17 protein-coding genes are annotated in these 16,453 nt (G+C 63.7%); 10 read left to right on the top strand and 7 right to left on the bottom strand.

Features of this window, described 5'->3' with window-relative positions; genetic code table 11:
• Nucleotides 1–11: 11 nt before the first annotated feature.
• The 4 genes from KRZ98_RS19925 to KRZ98_RS19940 are packed head-to-tail and all read left to right on the top strand — an operon-like array spanning nt 12 to nt 6,028.
• Complete coding sequence (locus KRZ98_RS19925; protein WP_217675175.1) at nt 12–1,328, top strand: family 1 glycosylhydrolase; 1,317 nt, start codon at nt 12–14, stop codon at nt 1,326–1,328.
• Nucleotides 1,329–1,757, top strand: coding sequence for a hypothetical protein (locus KRZ98_RS19930; protein ID WP_217674998.1), 429 nt, complete (start codon nt 1,329–1,331; stop codon nt 1,755–1,757).
• Complete coding sequence (locus KRZ98_RS19935; protein ID WP_217674999.1) at nt 1,754–2,683, top strand: alpha/beta hydrolase; 930 nt, start codon at nt 1,754–1,756, stop codon at nt 2,681–2,683. Before KRZ98_RS19930 ends, KRZ98_RS19935 begins: the two co-directional genes overlap by 4 nt.
• 18 nt (nt 2,684–2,701) lie before the next feature.
• Nucleotides 2,702–6,028: a glycosyl hydrolase gene (locus KRZ98_RS19940; RefSeq protein WP_217675000.1), complete on the top strand. Its 3,327-nt coding sequence runs from the start codon at nt 2,702–2,704 to the stop codon at nt 6,026–6,028.
• A 4-nt stretch (nt 6,029–6,032) separates the two neighbouring features.
• On the opposite strand, the gene KRZ98_RS19945 is transcribed toward KRZ98_RS19940, so the two are convergent.
• The 4 genes from KRZ98_RS19945 to KRZ98_RS19960 all read right to left on the bottom strand — a co-directional run bounded on the left by KRZ98_RS19945 (nt 6,033) and on the right by KRZ98_RS19960 (nt 10,241).
• The gene (locus KRZ98_RS19945) at nt 6,033–6,791 is read right to left on the bottom strand and encodes a TIGR02186 family protein (protein WP_217675001.1); all 759 of its coding nucleotides are present in this window, start codon (nt 6,789–6,791) and stop codon (nt 6,033–6,035) included.
• Nucleotides 6,791–7,705 carry a sulfite exporter TauE/SafE family protein gene (locus KRZ98_RS19950; protein WP_217675002.1) on the bottom strand — a complete coding sequence of 305 codons (915 nt, stop codon included), beginning with the start codon at nt 7,703–7,705 and terminating at the stop codon, nt 6,791–6,793. The genes KRZ98_RS19945 and KRZ98_RS19950 overlap by 1 nt, the downstream gene beginning before the upstream one ends.
• 59 nt (nt 7,706–7,764) lie before the next feature.
• Entirely contained in the window at nt 7,765–8,574 is an 810-nt protein-coding gene (locus KRZ98_RS19955; protein WP_368389856.1) for a hypothetical protein, read from the bottom strand.
• Nucleotides 8,575–8,828: 254 nt separating this feature from the next.
• Nucleotides 8,829–10,241 (bottom strand): glycosyl transferase family protein, encoded by a 1,413-nt coding sequence (locus KRZ98_RS19960; RefSeq protein ID WP_217675004.1) that lies wholly within the window; start codon nt 10,239–10,241, stop codon nt 8,829–8,831.
• Nucleotides 10,242–10,339: 98 nt separating this feature from the next.
• On the opposite strand from KRZ98_RS19960, the gene nhaA reads away from it, so the two are divergent.
• Both nhaA and KRZ98_RS19970 read left to right on the top strand, forming a co-directional pair.
• A complete protein-coding gene (nhaA, locus tag KRZ98_RS19965) occupies nt 10,340–11,536 on the top strand; it encodes a Na+/H+ antiporter NhaA (RefSeq protein ID WP_217675005.1) in 1,197 nt (398 codons plus the stop codon).
• Between the two features lie 118 nt (nt 11,537–11,654).
• Nucleotides 11,655–11,834 carry a hypothetical protein gene (locus tag KRZ98_RS19970; protein WP_147418732.1) on the top strand — a complete coding sequence of 60 codons (180 nt, stop codon included), beginning with the start codon at nt 11,655–11,657 and terminating at the stop codon, nt 11,832–11,834.
• A gap of 11 nt (nt 11,835–11,845) precedes the next feature.
• Here the strand turns inward: KRZ98_RS19970 and KRZ98_RS19975 are convergent, their stop codons facing one another.
• Nucleotides 11,846–12,244 carry a low affinity iron permease family protein gene (locus KRZ98_RS19975; protein ID WP_217675006.1) on the bottom strand — a complete coding sequence of 133 codons (399 nt, stop codon included), beginning with the start codon at nt 12,242–12,244 and terminating at the stop codon, nt 11,846–11,848.
• Between the two features lie 75 nt (nt 12,245–12,319).
• Between KRZ98_RS19975 and KRZ98_RS19980 the strand changes: the two genes are divergently transcribed.
• The 4 genes from KRZ98_RS19980 to KRZ98_RS19995 all read left to right on the top strand — a co-directional run bounded on the left by KRZ98_RS19980 (nt 12,320) and on the right by KRZ98_RS19995 (nt 15,761).
• Complete coding sequence (locus KRZ98_RS19980; protein WP_217675007.1) at nt 12,320–12,643, top strand: hypothetical protein; 324 nt, start codon at nt 12,320–12,322, stop codon at nt 12,641–12,643.
• 145 nt (nt 12,644–12,788) lie between these two features.
• A complete protein-coding gene (gene sucC, locus KRZ98_RS19985; protein WP_217675008.1) occupies nt 12,789–13,988 on the top strand; it encodes an ADP-forming succinate--CoA ligase subunit beta in 1,200 nt (399 codons plus the stop codon).
• A gap of 97 nt (nt 13,989–14,085) precedes the next feature.
• Nucleotides 14,086–14,835 (top strand): electron transfer flavoprotein subunit beta/FixA family protein, encoded by a 750-nt coding sequence (locus KRZ98_RS19990; protein WP_006948583.1) that lies wholly within the window; start codon nt 14,086–14,088, stop codon nt 14,833–14,835.
• Complete coding sequence (locus tag KRZ98_RS19995; protein ID WP_217675009.1) at nt 14,832–15,761, top strand: electron transfer flavoprotein subunit alpha/FixB family protein; 930 nt, start codon at nt 14,832–14,834, stop codon at nt 15,759–15,761. Before KRZ98_RS19990 ends, KRZ98_RS19995 begins: the two co-directional genes overlap by 4 nt.
• Nucleotides 15,762–15,818: 57 nt before the next feature.
• On the opposite strand, the gene KRZ98_RS20000 is transcribed toward KRZ98_RS19995, so the two are convergent.
• Nucleotides 15,819–16,178 carry a glycine zipper 2TM domain-containing protein gene (locus tag KRZ98_RS20000; protein WP_217675176.1) on the bottom strand — a complete coding sequence of 120 codons (360 nt, stop codon included), beginning with the start codon at nt 16,176–16,178 and terminating at the stop codon, nt 15,819–15,821.
• Complete coding sequence (locus tag KRZ98_RS20005) at nt 16,178–16,375, bottom strand: hypothetical protein (protein ID WP_217675010.1); 198 nt, start codon at nt 16,373–16,375, stop codon at nt 16,178–16,180. The genes KRZ98_RS20000 and KRZ98_RS20005 overlap by 1 nt, the downstream gene beginning before the upstream one ends.
• Between the last annotated feature and the right edge of the window lie 78 nt (nt 16,376–16,453).

Raw genomic sequence — 16,453 nt, forward strand, 5'->3', positions numbered from 1 at the left:
GAGACGATATGATGTTGGATCGCAGGACGATGCTGGCAGCTGGAATGGCGGCTGCTGGCGCAATGGCGGCACCCGCAATCGGTGCGCGCAAGGCGGCGGCCAACCCGGCTTTTCCCAAGGGCTTTCTGTGGGGCGTGGCGACTGCGCCCCACCAGATTGAGGGCAATAATGTCGCGAGCGATCTGTGGTTTCTGGAAAACCAGCAGCCCACCGTGTTTGCCGAACCGTCGCGCGACGCCTGCAACAGCTTTGCGCTGTGGGAAACCGATCTCGACATCGTCAAGACTATGGGTCTCAACTGCTATCGCTTCGGCATCGAATGGGCACGGATCGAGCCGGAAAAGGGCCTGTTCAGCCAGGCGATGCTGGATCATTACAGGGCAATGATCGAGGGTTGCCGCGCGCGGGGCCTCGCCCCGGTGGTGACGATGAGCCACTTCACCGCGCCGCGCTGGTTCAGTGCGCAGGGTGGCTGGACCAACCCGGAAAGCGCGGACCTGTTCGCGCGCTATTGCGACCGGGCGATGCGGGCGCTGGGCGCTGGCATCCACAGTGTCATCACCTTCAACGAACCCAATATCCTGTTGCTGCTCAAGCCCATGTTGCCGCCACAGGTTTGGGAAATTCAGAAGCTGACGCTGGAAACCGCGGCCAAGCGATTGGGCGTGCCAAAATTCCTGTCCGCCAATGTCGCGGGGGTCGATGATCTGCCTGCGCTGCAAAAGGGGCTGCTTGCCGCGCATAAGGCGGGCAAGGCCGCGATCAAGGCGGTGCGACCGGACCTGCCCGTCGGCTTTTCGCTGGCGATGATGGACGATCAGGCGGTGGGCAGGAACAGCCTGCGCGACCAGATGCGGCAGGAACTTTATGGCGCGTGGCTGGACGTCGCCAAGGCCGACGATTTCATGGGCGTGCAGAATTACGAGCGCGCGCTGTGGACCGACAAGGGCCGTCTGCCCGCGCCCAAGGGATCGATCGTCAATTGGGGCGGCACCGAAGTGTGGGCGCCTTCGCTGGCGGGCGCAGTGCGCTATGCCCATGAAGCCACGGGCGTGCCGATTCTGGTGTCGGAACATGGCGTTGGCACCACTGATGACGGCATCCGCCAAAACTTCATCCCGGCTGCGTTGGCTGACCTCAAAAAAGTGATCGATGACGGCGTGCCGGTGCAGGGCTATTGCCACTGGTCGCTGCTCGACAATTTCGAGTGGATTTTCGGCTATAAGGTAAAGTTTGGCCTGCACAGCGTCGATCCGCTGACCTTCGCCCGGACGGCCAAGCCAAGCGCGGCGGTCTATGGCGCGATCGCGCGCCGCAACGCGGTCTAAATGCGCGCGCCTGTCCTATCGATCCCGCGTGAGGCGGGGATCAGCTTTGCCATCAATGCGACGCTGAGCCTTGCCTTTTTCCTGGCGGTGTTCGGGCTGGATAGGCGTGCAGTGTCCTGGGCAATGCCCGATGCGCTCGCGTTCGACTTCGTGCCGCAGAGCATCGCGGTATCGCTGATGAGCGCGCTGGTTCCGGCCCTGATCGCCCGCAAGCGCCTTGCCATGGCAATCGGGCTGCGGTCGATTGTGCTGCGCGCGATCGCCTTTGCGCTGGCGGGTGCGGCGCTCGGCGGATCGATTGCCTATTTGACGGGTCGTGCAGGTCTTTCTCCTGTGGACTGGCACGTCGCACTCGCCGTGAAGCTGACCTATGGCGGGTCGCTCGGCGCATTTATAACAATCCTGACATTGCAGAGGATGACCCGATGAAATTGCTTCCCCTGGCCTTGACGCTGGCCGTCGCGACACCTGCTTTTGCCCAGTCCGATGTGCGGATTGAAGGCATAGCTGCACCCGACCAGAGCAAGGCGGTCGCCCTCTATCCCGACCAGCCTGTGGTGGCAGCGGGACAGGATGAGCAATGGTCGCACATGCAGGTGACGATCGGCACCAATGCGATGGACAATATCATGGTCCGCAATGTCGTGCGGCCGACCATCACCCCCTATCTGCCCGATCCGGCCAAGGCGACCGGCGCGGCTGTGATCGTCGCACCGGGCGGCGCCTTCATGTCGCTGTCGATGACAAGCGAGGGCAGCGACGTTGCGCGCTGGCTGGCTGACCATGGCGTTGCCGCCTTCGTGCTGAAATATCGGCTGAACGTGACGCCGCGGGACGACAAGGCGTTTCTGGGCGCCATGGGCGCGCGCTTTGCCGACGCCGCCAAGCCCGGTGCGGTACGCACCATTGAGGAACCGCGCGCGACGCAGGATGCGCTCAAGGCGCTGGAAATCGTGCGCAGTCGCTCGGCGACCTGGGGCATTGATCCCGCCCGCACAGGCATGATCGGCTTTTCCGCAGGCGCGATGACGACGCTCAACGCCACGCTGGAGGGGAAGGGTGAGCAGCGCCCGGCCTTCATCGGCTATATTTACGGCCCCATGACGCAGGTTGCCGTTCCCGCCGACGCACCACCGATGTTTAACGCCATCGCCATGGACGATGGCCTGTTCAAGGGCCAGGGTTTCGCCATTGTTGAAGGCTGGCGCAAGGCGGGTCGTCCGGTTGAACTGCACGCTTATGAGCGGGGCGACCATGGCTTTGGCGCGGGTAAGCCCGGCACCACGACCATGGGCCTGATGCCGCAATTTTTCGCCTGGATGGAGGCGCGCGGCCTTCTGTCTAAGCGTCCCTGACCCCAAGGAATCCAGACCATGTCGAAAGCCCTCCGCCTCGCCGCGCTGCTGGCCTGCACTGCCTTTGCAACCCCGCTGCGCGCCGACGATCTGGCCGACGGTTTCCGCAATCCGCCGCAATCGGCGCGACCGCGGGTCTGGTGGCACTGGATGAACGGTAATGTCACCAAGGACGGGATCGACAAGGATCTCGACTGGATGGCGCGGATCGGGATTGGCGGGGTCCAGAATTTCGACGCCAGCCTCCAGACGCCGCAGATCGTGCCGGAACGGCTGGTCTATATGACCGATGGCTGGAAGGATGCGTTCCGCCATGCGGTCAGGACAGCGGATGCCAAGGGGCTGGAATTTGCCATAGCGGCCTCGCCCGGCTGGAGCGAGACCGGCGGTCCCTGGGTGAAGCCGCAGGACGCGATGAAGAAGCTGGTCTGGTCCGAAACGCTGCTCGCCGGTGGCCAGCGCGTCAAGGGCGCGCTGGCAACGCCGCCTTCAGTGACCGGGGGCTTCCAGAGCGCGAAATTCGTCGATCCGCTGGCGATGGGCGCTGAGGTGGCGCAGCAACCCGCTTTCTATCGGGACGCGCTGGTGCTGGCTTATCCTGTGGTCGCGCAAAGCCTGCCGACACCGACGATCAGCCAGGGCGATGGCAAGAGCGTCGATGCTGCGTCCTTGTCCGACACTGAGTTGGACAGTGTCGTGCAGGTTGCAAAGGGCGATCCGGCCAGGCCCGGCACGCTGGTGCTGGATTATGGCACGCCCGTCATAGTGCGGTCGGCCAGCCTGTTCGTACCCCATGCGCGACCTCCCTTTGGCGATCCGGAATATCTGCCCGCGCTGGAGGTGGAGAAGGACGGCGCATGGCAACGCATCGGCGCATTTCCGCTGACCGAGGCGACGACGACGATCGGTTTTGCGCCCGTGACGGCGCGTCGCTTTCGGCTGGTGCTGGCCCCCAATGACGGGGTGAAGGCACCGAGCCTTGGCGATGGCGCGCCCGGTGCGATGAAGTTCGATGTCTTTGCTCAGCCCCCCAAGCCGACCCTGGCGATCGGCGACCTGCGTCTGTTCGCCGAAGCGAAGATCGACCAGTATGAGGCCAAGGCAGGCTTTGCGATCGTTGCCGACTATAACAGGCTGAGCGATGGCGCGGCGCAGAGCGGCCCGGCTGTCGATCCGGCCCGCGTCGTCGATCTGACCAGTCATCTGCGGCCAGACGGCACGCTCGACTGGACGGCGCCAAAGGGCAGCCAGTGGCGCGTCGTCCGCATGGGCTATTCGCTGACCGGCAAGACCAACCATCCCGCCACGCCCGAAGCGACGGGGCTGGAGGTCGACAAATATGATGCCGCCGCGGTGCGCCGCTATCTGGAAACCTATCTGTCCATGTATCGCGACACGGTTGGTCCCGAATGGATCGGCGACAAGGGCATCCGCGCGCTGCTGACCGACAGTATCGAGGTCGGCGCGTCCAACTGGACGCCGCGCATGGTCGAGGAATTCAGGGCGCGGCGCGGCTATGATTCGGTGCCGTTCCTGCCGACGCTAACCGGGACGATCGTCGGATCGCCTGCGCAAAGCGACGCTTTCCTGCATGACTATCGCCAGACGCTGGCTGACCTGTTGGCCGACGCCCATTATGGCACGGTGGCGAAAGTGGCGCATGAGCAGGGGCTGAAAGTCTATGGCGAGGCGCTGGAAAATGCGCGCCCGGTTTTGGGCGATGATCTGGCCATGCGATCCCATACCGACGTGCCGATGGCGGCGATGTGGACCTTCAATCGCGGCGGCGCGCCGCGCCCGACGCTGATCGGCGACATGAAGGGGGCCGCGTCGGTCGCGCATATCTATAGCCAGAATATCGTGTCGGCTGAATCGATGACGTCGGCCTTCTCGCCCTGGGCCTTTGCGCCTTCGGACCTGAAGCGGGTGATCGATCTTGAGTTTGCGTCGGGGGTCAACCGGCCGATCGTCCATACGTCGGTCCATCAGCCGGTCGATGACAAGCTGCCGGGGCTTAGCCTGATGATATTCGGGCAATATTTCAACCGCCATGAAAGCTGGGCGCAGATGGCCAAGCCCTGGGTCGATTATATGGCGCGCACCGGCTTCCTGCTTCAGCAGGGCCGCGACAGCGCCGATGTCGCCTATTTCTATGGCGAGGATACGCCGATCACGTCGCTGTTCGAACATGGCGTGCCGACCGACCTGCCGACCCGTTACGCCTATGATTTCGTCAATGCCGACATAGTGGCGAAGACATTGACGGTCGATGGCGGGGAACTGGTTGCGCCCAGCGGCGCGCGGTATCGGGCGCTCTATCTGGGCGGTACGAGCCGGGTAATGACGCTCGCCACGCTCCAGCGGATCGCCGCGCTGGTCGATGCCGGGGCGACGCTGATCGGTATGGCCCCCGAACGCACGCCGGGGCTGAAGGATGATGCAACGGCATTCAAGGCGCTGGTCGAAAAGCTGTGGAGTAGCGGGGCGACCGGCAAGGGCCGGGTGATCGCCAGCCGCGATGTCGAGGGCGCACTGGCCAGCGCCGGTGTCGGTCCAGATTTCCGGGTGACGCAGGGCGGGGCGGACAAAGATTATCGCTTCGTCCATCGCAAGCTTGCCGATGGGGATCTCTATTTCGTCAACAACCGCACCGACCGGGCCGTGCCTATCGAGGCGCGATTCCGTGTGACCGGCAAGCAGCCCGAGATCTGGCGCGCGACCGATGGCAAGGCAGAGCCTGTCTCCTATCGCACCGAGGGCGGCGAGACGGTGATACCGATCGACGTTGCGGCGGAGGATGCCTTCTTCATCCTGTTCCGCACGCCTGCCGCAGCGCTGTCGATGACGGTTCCGGCGAGGATCGCAAAGACGGTCGGGAGCATCGCCACCCCATGGAGCGTCCGCTTCCAGCCGGGACGTGGCGCGCCGCAGGGCGTCGAGATGCCGACCCTGACGCCGCTGGAGGCAAGCGCCGATACGGGGGTCAAATATTTCTCTGGCACCGCGACTTACACCACGCGCTTCACCCTGCCAAAGGGGGTTAAGCTTGGCGCGCCGCTATGGATTGACCTTGGCAAGGTTGGCGATCTGGCGCAGGTCAGCGTCAATGGACAGGCCGCAGGCACGGTCTGGCTGGCCCCTTATCGGCTCGACATCAGCAAGCTGGTCAAGCGCGGCGATAACGCTTTGGAGGTGAAGGTTGCCAATCTGTGGGTCAATCGCCTGATCGGCGATCAGCAAGCCGGCGCGCAGAAGGTGACCTTCACCGCCGCGCCGACCTACATGCCGGACGCACCGCTACGGCCGTCCGGGCTGATCGGGCCGGTGACTTTGGTGGCGGAGTAGCGGGTCAGATGCGCCGGGCGATCGCGCCCGCCGCCCATCCCATGCCGACCGCCAGCGCAATGGCGGTCAGGCCATAGAGGAAGGACCATTGCTCGGCCGCCGTCGCCATAAATTGTTCGAAGCCCGATTTGCGCACGGTGATGTCGCGGACGGCCGCGGCGACGACTCGGCCATCCTGCACCAGAAATGTCTCGGCAGTATAATCGCCCACGATCACGCGCGCCGATAGCGGCAGGCGCGCGCGGTACAGCACGCCGTCGCTGATTTCGACGGTGCCGGAGCGCTCGACGAACAGGCCGGATCGTTCGCGCAGGTCGACCAGACCCTGCTGAAACCGGCTCAGTTCCGCGCTTTCGTTGAGCGAGGAGGGCGACAGTTGCAGCTTGTCTACGCCCAGTTCGTAGATGGCGGCGGTGCGTTCATCGACGATGCGGTCGATCGGGCGGGACGATGCCATGGCGTAGAAGCTGGGTGCAGAGCGGAAGCTGGCGCGATCGGCATTGACCCAGATGCCGGCCACCTTCTGCTTTTCGCGCATCGTGATCGACTGTTCCGGCCCCTTCAGCACGACGACAATGTCGGCGGGTTTTTCCGGGCGGACGCCATCGGGATAGACGATCGCGCCGAACAGCAGCAGGTCCGCGCCGGTGAAGCTGTACTGGATTTCAATGTCGCGCTGCGACACGTCCGGCACCAGTTGCGGGGCGTTGGCTGCCACCAGCAGCAGCGCGGGGGCAAGCCGCCACAGATCGCGCCGCCGCATCAGCTCAGCTCTATCGTGAAGATTTCATCGGGTCGCCAGCCCAGCCCCAGCGCCATGCGCGCGGCGACCAGCAGGACGATGAAGGCCAGCAGCACGCGCAGATATTCCGGCCGGATCGTCATCGAAAGCCGCGTGCCGACCTGCGCGCCGGTGACGCTGCCGATCAGCAGCAGCATCGCCAGCACCAGATCGACCGCCTTGGTAGTCATCGCGTGCATCATCGTCGTCGCCATGGTGACGAACAATATCTGGAACAGCGACGTACCGACGACCGACTGGGTGGTCATGCCCAGCAGATAGAGCATGGCGGGGACAAGGATGAAGCCGCCGCCCACACCCAGCAGCATCGTCAAAATGCCCGTCGCCATGCCTAGCAAGAGCGGCGCAAGCGGGGAGATGTAGAGGCCGGAGCGATAGAAGCGCCAGCGCATCGGCAGCGCGGCGACGAGCGGGTGGTGCCGCCGCTTGCGGGCCTGCACACGCTTGCCGGTCTTGAGCGCGACCAGCGCCTGGATCGATTCCTTGGCCATCAATATGCCGATGCCGCCCAGCATCAGGACATAGAGGATGCCGATCACCGTATCGATCTGCCCCAGATATTGCAGCAGTCGGAAGATCAGGACGCCCAGCCCCGCGCCGACCACACCGCCAGCAATCAAAACGCCGCCCATGCGAAAATCGACCGTGCCGCGCGATATATGGGTGACAACGCCCGATACGCTGGCCCCGGTGACCTGCGAAGCGGCGGATGCGGCGGCGACGGTGGGGGGGATGCCGTAGAAGATCAGCAGCGGGGTCGTCAGAAATCCGCCGCCCACGCCGAACATGCCTGACAACAGGCCAACGACGCCGCCCAGGCCGATAATGACCAGCGCGTTCACCGAGAGATTGGCGATGGGCAGGTAAAGATCCATGGCCTGTCCGGGGGTAGTGATAAAATGTGTCGAGTGAAAGCGGCGCGACGCTCCGCGCCTCAAAAATCTGCGGCCAGGGTGATGGCAAGGCCGGAGGCAGGGGCCGCGCGCCCGGCAACACGCTCCCGCCATTCGATCGCGATGCGGGCGGGGGCGTTGGGCAGGGGCAGGCGGACCTGCATTTCCGGGCCGATGTCGAGCCGCCCGACGCCGGGCTGCGCGCCGCCGGACAGGGCCGCGCCGATGCGCAGCCTTGATGTGCTGACTGGCGAGAGTAGCGAGACTTTGCCGTCTATGAAAGCGTCGCGCCGGTTGAACCCGACCATGCCGGCCTGCGCATAGGCTTCCGCCTCCAGTCCGTAGCCTACTGGCGTGGGGCCAAAGCCGCCGACCGCCATGACCGTTGTCGCGTTGCGCGCGCCCTCGCCGAGCGCGATGCGGCGCTCGACGGCCAGGCTGACGGGGATGGTGCGGACGGGCTGGATGGCGAGGCCGATGGCGGCTTCTGGCGCTGCGGGGCGCTGGAGCGCGCTGGTCGCACGGGCATAGGCAACCGTGCGGCTTGGGGCGGCGGGTGTCAGGTCATAATCGATGCGCAGCCCGGCCTGTGACGCGCCCAGTCGGCCGATGGCAGCATCGGTGGCAGACGTGCCATTGTCCCGCCACAGCATCCAGGCGCTGCCATGCCAGCGATCCACGCGGTTCGACGTGGACAGGAGCAGCGGTGCGGGGGAGGGAGACGGGGTTGCGCGATTATAGTCGGGGTCGGTCGCATAGTGGCGGTTCGCGAACGCCATGGAGAAGGCAATGAAATCGAGCAGGTCCACCGGCATGGCGGCTTGGGCCGGGGTGGCAGGGGTGGTTGTCACTGCCGGAATGGTTGGGGAGAGGAGAGACGCCATAGCGGTGGTCCATCGCCTGTTTGGCGAAGGACCGGCTTTTCCGTGGGCATCCCCCGGCACCATTGGCGGCGGAATAGGCAGGCGCGTCGCGGCCACTGACGCGAATTTTTGGGGCGCTATCAATGGCAATGGCGGCCCCGGCTGGCTCCACAGGCGCATTGCCACCCAGCCGACCATCACCAGGCCGAAGAAACGGAGCGGGCGGCCACTGGCGGACGCGATCATGGGTCGGACCGCATGTCGGGAAAGCGATGCTGGGTCTTGTCCCAGACGAGCGGGCGGCCAAGCAATGAGCGGACATATTGGAAGATGGCGCGACGCGCCGCTAGGATGGCGATGAGGTTGGCGATGAAGGTGCGCGGCACCGCGCCCAGCCCGTAACGCCAGCCATAGGCCTGCCCCACGAACAGCGCGCGCATCAGGCCGCGCCAGCTCATCAGCCAGACATTGACCCACAGCAGAGCCACGATTGTGGGAGATAGCGGGCGGGGCGGGATCGGCACGACAAGGCCGATCAGCCAGAGCATCCCCCATAAGGCCACAGTCATATAGGCAGCGAACAGGACGAAGGCGGACAGGGCGGCGCGCCGGTCGCGCAGCCGCATCCACCATTCCGCCGGACCGCCGCGCCAACCCATCCGGTCCCATCCGGCCAGCGAAATGCCCACGATCCAGCGGGCCTTCTGCTTGACCGCGCTGTCGATCGTGTCGGGGAAATATTCGCGGGTCGCGACTAGGTCTCCGTCCGCGTCGCGCATCCGCACGAATATGCCGCGCCCGCCATTGTCGCGGATGCGCAGTCCCGCCTCGTAATCTTCGGTCAGCGATGACGGGTCGAACGGGCCATGGGTCGGATCGTCCGCCAGTGCTGCGAGCGTGTCCCGCTCGAATGCGCAGGCAACTCCGGCGGACGGCACCGAAGCGCCCAGCGCTTCACGCACGGTCAGATATTTTCCATGGCTCTCCGCAAATTCATCGCAATAATGATTGGCGATGGCGCGGGACAGCCAGGAGCCGCGACCGGTGAGCGGCAGCACCGGCAATTGCACAAGTTGGAACCGATCGATCAGCACGTCGAACAGGCGGATTTCATCGGCATGGACGACATCTTCTGCGTCATGCAAGACGACGGCCTTGTAGCGAAATCCGTCCCGTGCCTCCTCGTCCAGCATGGCGCGCCACAGGACATTGAGGCAATCGGCCTTGGTCGTGGGACCGGGATGCGGGTTGATGCCGAGCAGGATGCGCGGTTCGCCCTGCGCCACGGCGGCGATAGTGTCGATCGTCGCGGCGTCATTAGGATAGGCGCCGACAAAGATGCGATAGTCGGCCTGGCCCCACCGTCCCAGCGCATGGCGCAGCATCGGCCCGATCACGTCTGCCTCGCGCCAGGCGGGTACGAAGATGGCGATGCGACCGGGGCAGGGCGATGGCGGCAGGGTCGCGGTCGTCATCCGGGCATGGCGGCCATAGACGAACAGGTCGCGCCACGCCTTGCGCGCCAGAAACAGCAGGTCGATCAGAAAATCGTCGATCCCGCCAATGGCCAGGCCGACAACCGCGAAAAGCAGAATTTCATGATGAAGGATCGCAAGGCCCGCGACCAGCATGTCCCCCAAAGCCTTGACCCCCATGCCTCGACAGGGGAGAGGATGACATTGGTGTCAGCAGCTTCCAAGTCTTTTGCGTAATTTATGCAAACCGGCAGCGATAAAACAGGACGAACCGAAGAATGACAAAGCCGCGACCGTCGGTATTGCGCGAATTTCTTGCCGGGCAGGCGGGTAGCGCCGTGTTGCTGATGATAGCAGCGGCGCTGGCGATGCTGCTGGCCAATCTGCCCGGTGGCGGCGCACATATTTACCACGACTTGATCCATGCGCAGGTCGGTCCGGTCCTGACCCCGAAGCTGGGACCGATGACGGTGCATCTTTGGATCAATGACGGGCTGATGGCGATTTTCTTCCTGCTGGTCGGGCTGGAAATCAAGCGGGAATTTCTGGACGGCGGTCTGTCGACCTGGGAGCGGCGGCGGCTGCCGATCATCGCGGCCGTTGCGGGCATGGCGGTGCCTGCGCTTGTCTATCTGGCGGTGACGGGCGGACAGGCGGAACTCACCAACGGGTGGGCGATCCCCGCGGCGACAGATATCGCCTTTGCCATCGGGGTGCTGGCGCTGCTCGGCGGTCGGGCGCCGGCCTCGCTCAAACTGTTCCTGACCGCGGTGGCGATCGTCGATGACATGGGGGCGGTGGCGATCATCGCGCTGGTCTATACAAAGGGATTGGACGTGGCTGCGCTTGCCGGGGCTGCGGCGGTGTTGGTGGTGATGATGGGCATGAATCGGGCGGGGGTGAAGGCGTTGCCTCCCTATCTCATCGGCTTCGTCATCCTCTGGTATCTGATGCTGTTGTCCGGGGTCCATGCGACGGTCGCGGGTGTGCTGGCTGCGATGACGATCCCCATCCGTTGCACGCCGGGGACGCCCGATGCGGAAGATAGCCCGCTCCACCGGCTGGAACATGGCGTGCATCCGTGGAGCGCCTATCTGATCGTGCCGCTGTTCGGTTTCGCCAATGCCGGGCTGACGCTAAACGCGCAGGTGTTCGGTGCGTTGCTGGCTCCCTTGCCCCTGGGCGTGGCGCTGGGCCTGTTTGTGGGGAAGCAGATCGGGGTGTTCGGCAGCGTGTGGATTGCGACGAAACTGGGCATTGCCGAGCGGCCAGCGGGCGCGAACTGGACGCAGGTCTATGGCATGGCCATGCTGTGTGGTATCGGTTTCACCATGAGCCTGTTCATCGGCGCACTCGCCTTCCCCGGATCGGCGCTGCTGGTCGAGGAGGCCAAGGGCGGGATTTTGATGGGGTCGCTGGTTTCGGCTCTGGCGGGCTATGCCGTCTTGCGCTGGATCGCGCCATCGCCGCGTTAGGCGGGTTCGCCAAGGTGGGATTCTTATGGTATAAGACTGACCGCTACCTTGGTGTGTCTCATGCCAGGTCGCCAATAATCGACCAATCTTCCAGGAAAAATACCAGGAGAGGGCGAATATGAGTATGGAGACGGACGTCAATTATCTGCTGCATCGCCAGCAGATGTCGCTGATCAAGGCGCAGGCCAGCCCCTCGCGGGAAGGGCGGAGCGCCTATGAGAGTCTGGCACAACGCTATATCGAGCAGATCGATGCCTACCGGCAGGAAAATGAGAGGCTGATCGTCCGCGCCCATTGAGGGGGCGGGCGTCAGCGGCGCTCCAGCAACCGCTCGATCGCCAGATGATGGGCGGCGTCATCGCCACACTCCTTTTCCAGTACCGCCTTGATCCGCTGCAATTCATCTTCGGTCAGATGTTCGATGCCGATAAAATCGTTGCGGGCATTGTCCACGGCGCGGATTAGTTCGTCCAGCTTGGCCTGGATCGCTGATCCGTCGCGATTTTGCGCATTCTGGATCAGGAACACCATCAGGAAGGTGACGATGGTGGTGCCGGTGTTGATGACCAGCTGCCATGTGTCCGAATAATCGAAGATCGGCCCGGTGGTGATCCAGACCAGCACGACGGCGCTTGCCAATATGAAGGCGAGCGGCTGCCCGGCCCAGCTGGCTACCCGGTGCGACAGGGCTGCGAAAAATTTGTCCACGATGCTGCCATCCTCTGCGCACCGCGGCGCGGTGCATTTATGCTGCGTTCAGGCATGTGTTGCCATGAAGCGTTCATGACAGCCATCGCTTTCCGTGTCCTCGCCAGCGCTCTTGGCGCATCCCTGCTGGCCTCCTGCGCCACTGTCTCCCCCGAATCGCGTCTGCGCACCGGGCTGCTGGAAGCCGGACTGCCGCCCCGAATGGCGAGTTGCATGGCCGAACGCATGGTCGATCGGCTGAGCCTGATGCAGTTGCGGCGGCTCCAGTCGCTGGCCTCGCTCCGCAAGTCTCACATGGGCGAGATGAGCGTCGATCGCTTCCTCTACAAGGTGCGCGCGCTGGAGGATCCTGAGATTTTCCTGGTCACCAGCAAAGCGGCGATCGGCTGCGCTTTTTAGCCCTATTTTGCAATAATCGGGGCCAGCGCTCCGCAAGGGTTTTGCAATTTTGCAAAGTCGTTTTGCGAAATCGCTCTGGCCCTGCAATCCCGTCTGTGCTTTAGCCGTCGCCATCACGGTTCGACGGAAAAGGACGGCACGCTCCATGAATATTCATGAATATCAGGCGAAAGAATTGCTCGCGAAATATGGCGCGCCGATTGCCGCTGGCTATGCCGCCTTCTCGGTCGAGGAAGCTGTCGAGGCTGCCAAGAAGCTGCCCGGACCGCTCTATGTCGTGAAGTCGCAGATCCACGCCGGTGGCCGTGGCAAGGGCAAGTTCAAGGAACTGCCCGCCGAAGCCAAGGGCGGCGTTCGCCTCGCCTTCAACCTGGACGAGGTCAGGGCCCACTCGACCGACATGCTGGGCAACACGCTGGTGACGATCCAGACCGGCGACGCTGGCAAGCAGGTCAACCGCCTCTACATCACCGACGGCGCGGACATCGACAAGGAATTTTACCTTGCCCTGCTGGTTGATCGCGCCAGCAGCAAGATCGCGTTCGTCGTATCGACCGAAGGCGGCATGGACATTGAAGAAGTCGCTCATTCGACCCCCGAAAAAATCCACAGTTTCTCGGTCGATCCGGCGACCGGCTTCATGCCGCATCATGGCCGTTCGGTGGCTGCTGCACTGGGCCTGACCGGTGATCTCGCCAAGCAGGCGTCCAAGGTTGCTTCGTCGCTTTATGCGGCGTTCCTCGACACCGATGCCGAGCAGATCGAAGTCAATCCGCTGGCGCTGACCAAGCAGGGCAATCTGCTGGTGCTGGACGCCAAGGTCGGCTTCGACGGCAACGCCATGTTCCGTCACAAGGATATCGCCGAACTGCGCGACCTGACCGAGGAAGATGCGGCCGAAGTCGAAGCGTCCAAATACGACCTCGCCTATATCAAGCTGGACGGCAATATCGGCTGCATGGTCAACGGCGCGGGCCTGGCCATGGCGACGATGGACATCATCAAGCTGAACGGCGAATTCCCCGCCAACTTCCTGGACGTAGGCGGCGGCGCCACGACCGAGAAGGTGACCGCGGCGTTCAAGATCATTTTGCAGGACCCGGCGGTCAAGGGCATCCTGGTCAACATCTTCGGCGGCATCATGAAGTGCGACATCATCGCCGATGGTATCGTCGCAGCGGCCAAGGAAGTGAATCTCTCGGTTCCGCTGGTGGTTCGCCTGGAAGGCACCAATGTCCAGCAGGGCAAGGATATTCTCGCGGCTTCGGGCCTGGCCATCGTTCCCGCGGACGATCTGGGCGATGCAGCGCGCAAGATCGTGGCGGAAGTGAGGAAGGCAGCCTGAGGCCGCTTTTTACCTGAACTGACACCAAAAGGGGTGCGGGTAGTCCGGTTACGGGCTGCCCGCGCCCGTGTTGGCATTTATAGTGGAGGATGTTGAAATGAAGATCCTTGTCCCCGTGAAGCGGGTGATCGATTATAACGTAAAGCCGCGCGTCAAGGCGGACGGCACCGGCGTCGATCTGGCGAACGTCAAGATGAGCATGAACCCGTTTGACGAGATTGCGATCGAGGAAGCCATCCGCCTGAAGGAAAAGGGCGTGGCGACCGAGGTGATCGCCGTGTCGATCGGCGTCGCCAAGGCGCAGGAAACGCTGCGCACGTCGCTGGCGATGGGCGCTGACCGCGCCATCCTGATCCAGACGGATGAGGAAGTCGAACCGCTCGGCGTGGCGAAGCTGCTCGCCAAGGTGCAGGAAGAGGAAGGCGCTGGCCTGATCATCCTGGGCAAGCAGGCGATCGACGACGACAGCAACCAGACCGGCCAGATGCTGGCGGCGTTGCTTAACCTGCCGCAGGGCACGTTCGCATCGAAGGTAGAGGTCGAGGGCGACAGCGTGTCGGTGACCCGTGAAGTCGATGGCGGGCTGGAGACGGTCAAGCTGTCCACCCCTGCGATCATCACCACCGACCTGCGTCTGAACGAACCGCGCTACGCTTCGCTGCCCAACATCATGAAGGCGAAGAGCAAGCCGCTCGCACAGAAAACGCCTGCCGATTATGGCGTCGACATCAGCGCCCGGCTGGAGACGCTCAAGGTCGTCGAACCGCCCAAGCGCACCGCCGGCGTCAAGGTCGCCGATGTCGATGAACTGGTTGCCAAGCTCAAGGCCATGGGAGTTGCCGCATGAAAACGCTCGTCTGGGTTGAACATGAGGGCGGAGCCGTCAAGGACGCCACCCTGTCTGCCGTCACCGCCGCTGCCAAGCTGGGTGAAGTGCATCTGCTAGTCGTGGGAGAAGGCGTCAGTGCCGTTGCCGATGCGGCAGCGAAAATCGCGGGCGTGGGCAAGGTCCATGTCGCCGATGACGCGGCCTTTGGCCATGCGCTGGCGGAGAATGTCGCACCGCTGATCGTGGAACTGATGGGGCATCATGATGCCTTCATCGCGCCCGCCACCAGCAACGGCAAGAATATCGCCCCGCGTGTCGCCGCTCTGCTCGACGTGATGCAGATCAGCGACATCCTGTCGGTTGAGAGCGAAGATACGTTCACGCGCCCGATCTATGCCGGTAACGCGATCGCGACGGTCAAGAGCAAGGACGCCAAGAAGGTCATTACCGTTCGCGGTACGGCATTCGAAAAGGCGCAGCGGGATGGCGGTTCGGGGACGCTGGAAGCTGTGGCGTCGACCGGCGACAAAGGGCTGTCGTCCTTCGTCGGTGCCGAGATCGCTAAGCTGGAGCGTCCCGAACTGACCAGCGCCAAGATTATCGTGTCGGGTGGTCGAGCGCTCAAGGACGGGCCGACCTTTGAGGAAGTGATCTTCCCGCTGGCCGACAAGCTGGGCGCGGCTGTGGGCGCAAGCCGTGCGGCTGTCGATGCGGGCTATGTCCCCAACGACTATCAGGTCGGGCAGACCGGCAAGATCGTGGCACCCGAAGTTTATGTCGCGGTCGGCATTTCCGGCGCGATCCAGCATCTGGCGGGCATGAAGGACAGCAAGACCATCATCGCGATCAACAAGGATGAGGATGCGCCGATCTTCCAGGTGGCCGACATCGGCCTAGTGGGCGATCTGTTCAAGGTTGTGCCGGAACTGACCGGCAAGCTGTAATCCGATGTAATGCAATGAAAAAGGGCGCGGGGTGAAAATCCCGCGCCCTTTTTTGCGTCACTCGCAGTTTACGTCGTTCCTGTCGATGGCGCGGCCAGCCAGTGCGCCGGCACCGCCGCCCAGGATCGTGCCGAGGGTTTTCGAGCCACCCGGAGCGATGACATTGCCCAGCACACCACCAGCGATGGCGCCGACGATCGTTCCGGTCGTGCCGTCGTCACGCTTGCAATAATAGCGGCCGTCGCGATCACGATAAATCTGCTCGTCGTCTCGGATCGGACGGCGCTGGTAACGGGGTGGCCCGCGACGGTCGCTGGGGCGGTCATAGCCATAGCCACGATTGCCGCCACCGTCAGAGACGCAGGCGCCCAGCGGAAGCATGGCGACCAGGGCAACCGCCAGAATGGGTTTGCGCATCATGACACCAGCGGCGTGGCTGTGTGGCTTACCGGGGTAGTGATTTTGGTGTCGGTGACGCGCTGGTCGGCCAGGTCGGCCTTGGCCTGGTTGTAGCGGCTGACGAGATCGTCGCGGAACTGGTCCAGCTTGCCGTCGTCATACAGCTTCTTGCCGACATAACCGGCGATGGCGCCGAAAATCAGGGTGCGGATCATGGGATGGCTCCTTTGTTGGTGTCCAAGATGTCGGCCAGTCAACGGGCGGCGACGCCATGGGTTCCGGCAGAGCGGACA

The sequence above is a fragment of the Sphingobium sp. AS12 genome, assembly GCF_019097845.1.
Taxonomy (GTDB): Bacteria; Pseudomonadota; Alphaproteobacteria; order Sphingomonadales; family Sphingomonadaceae; genus Sphingobium.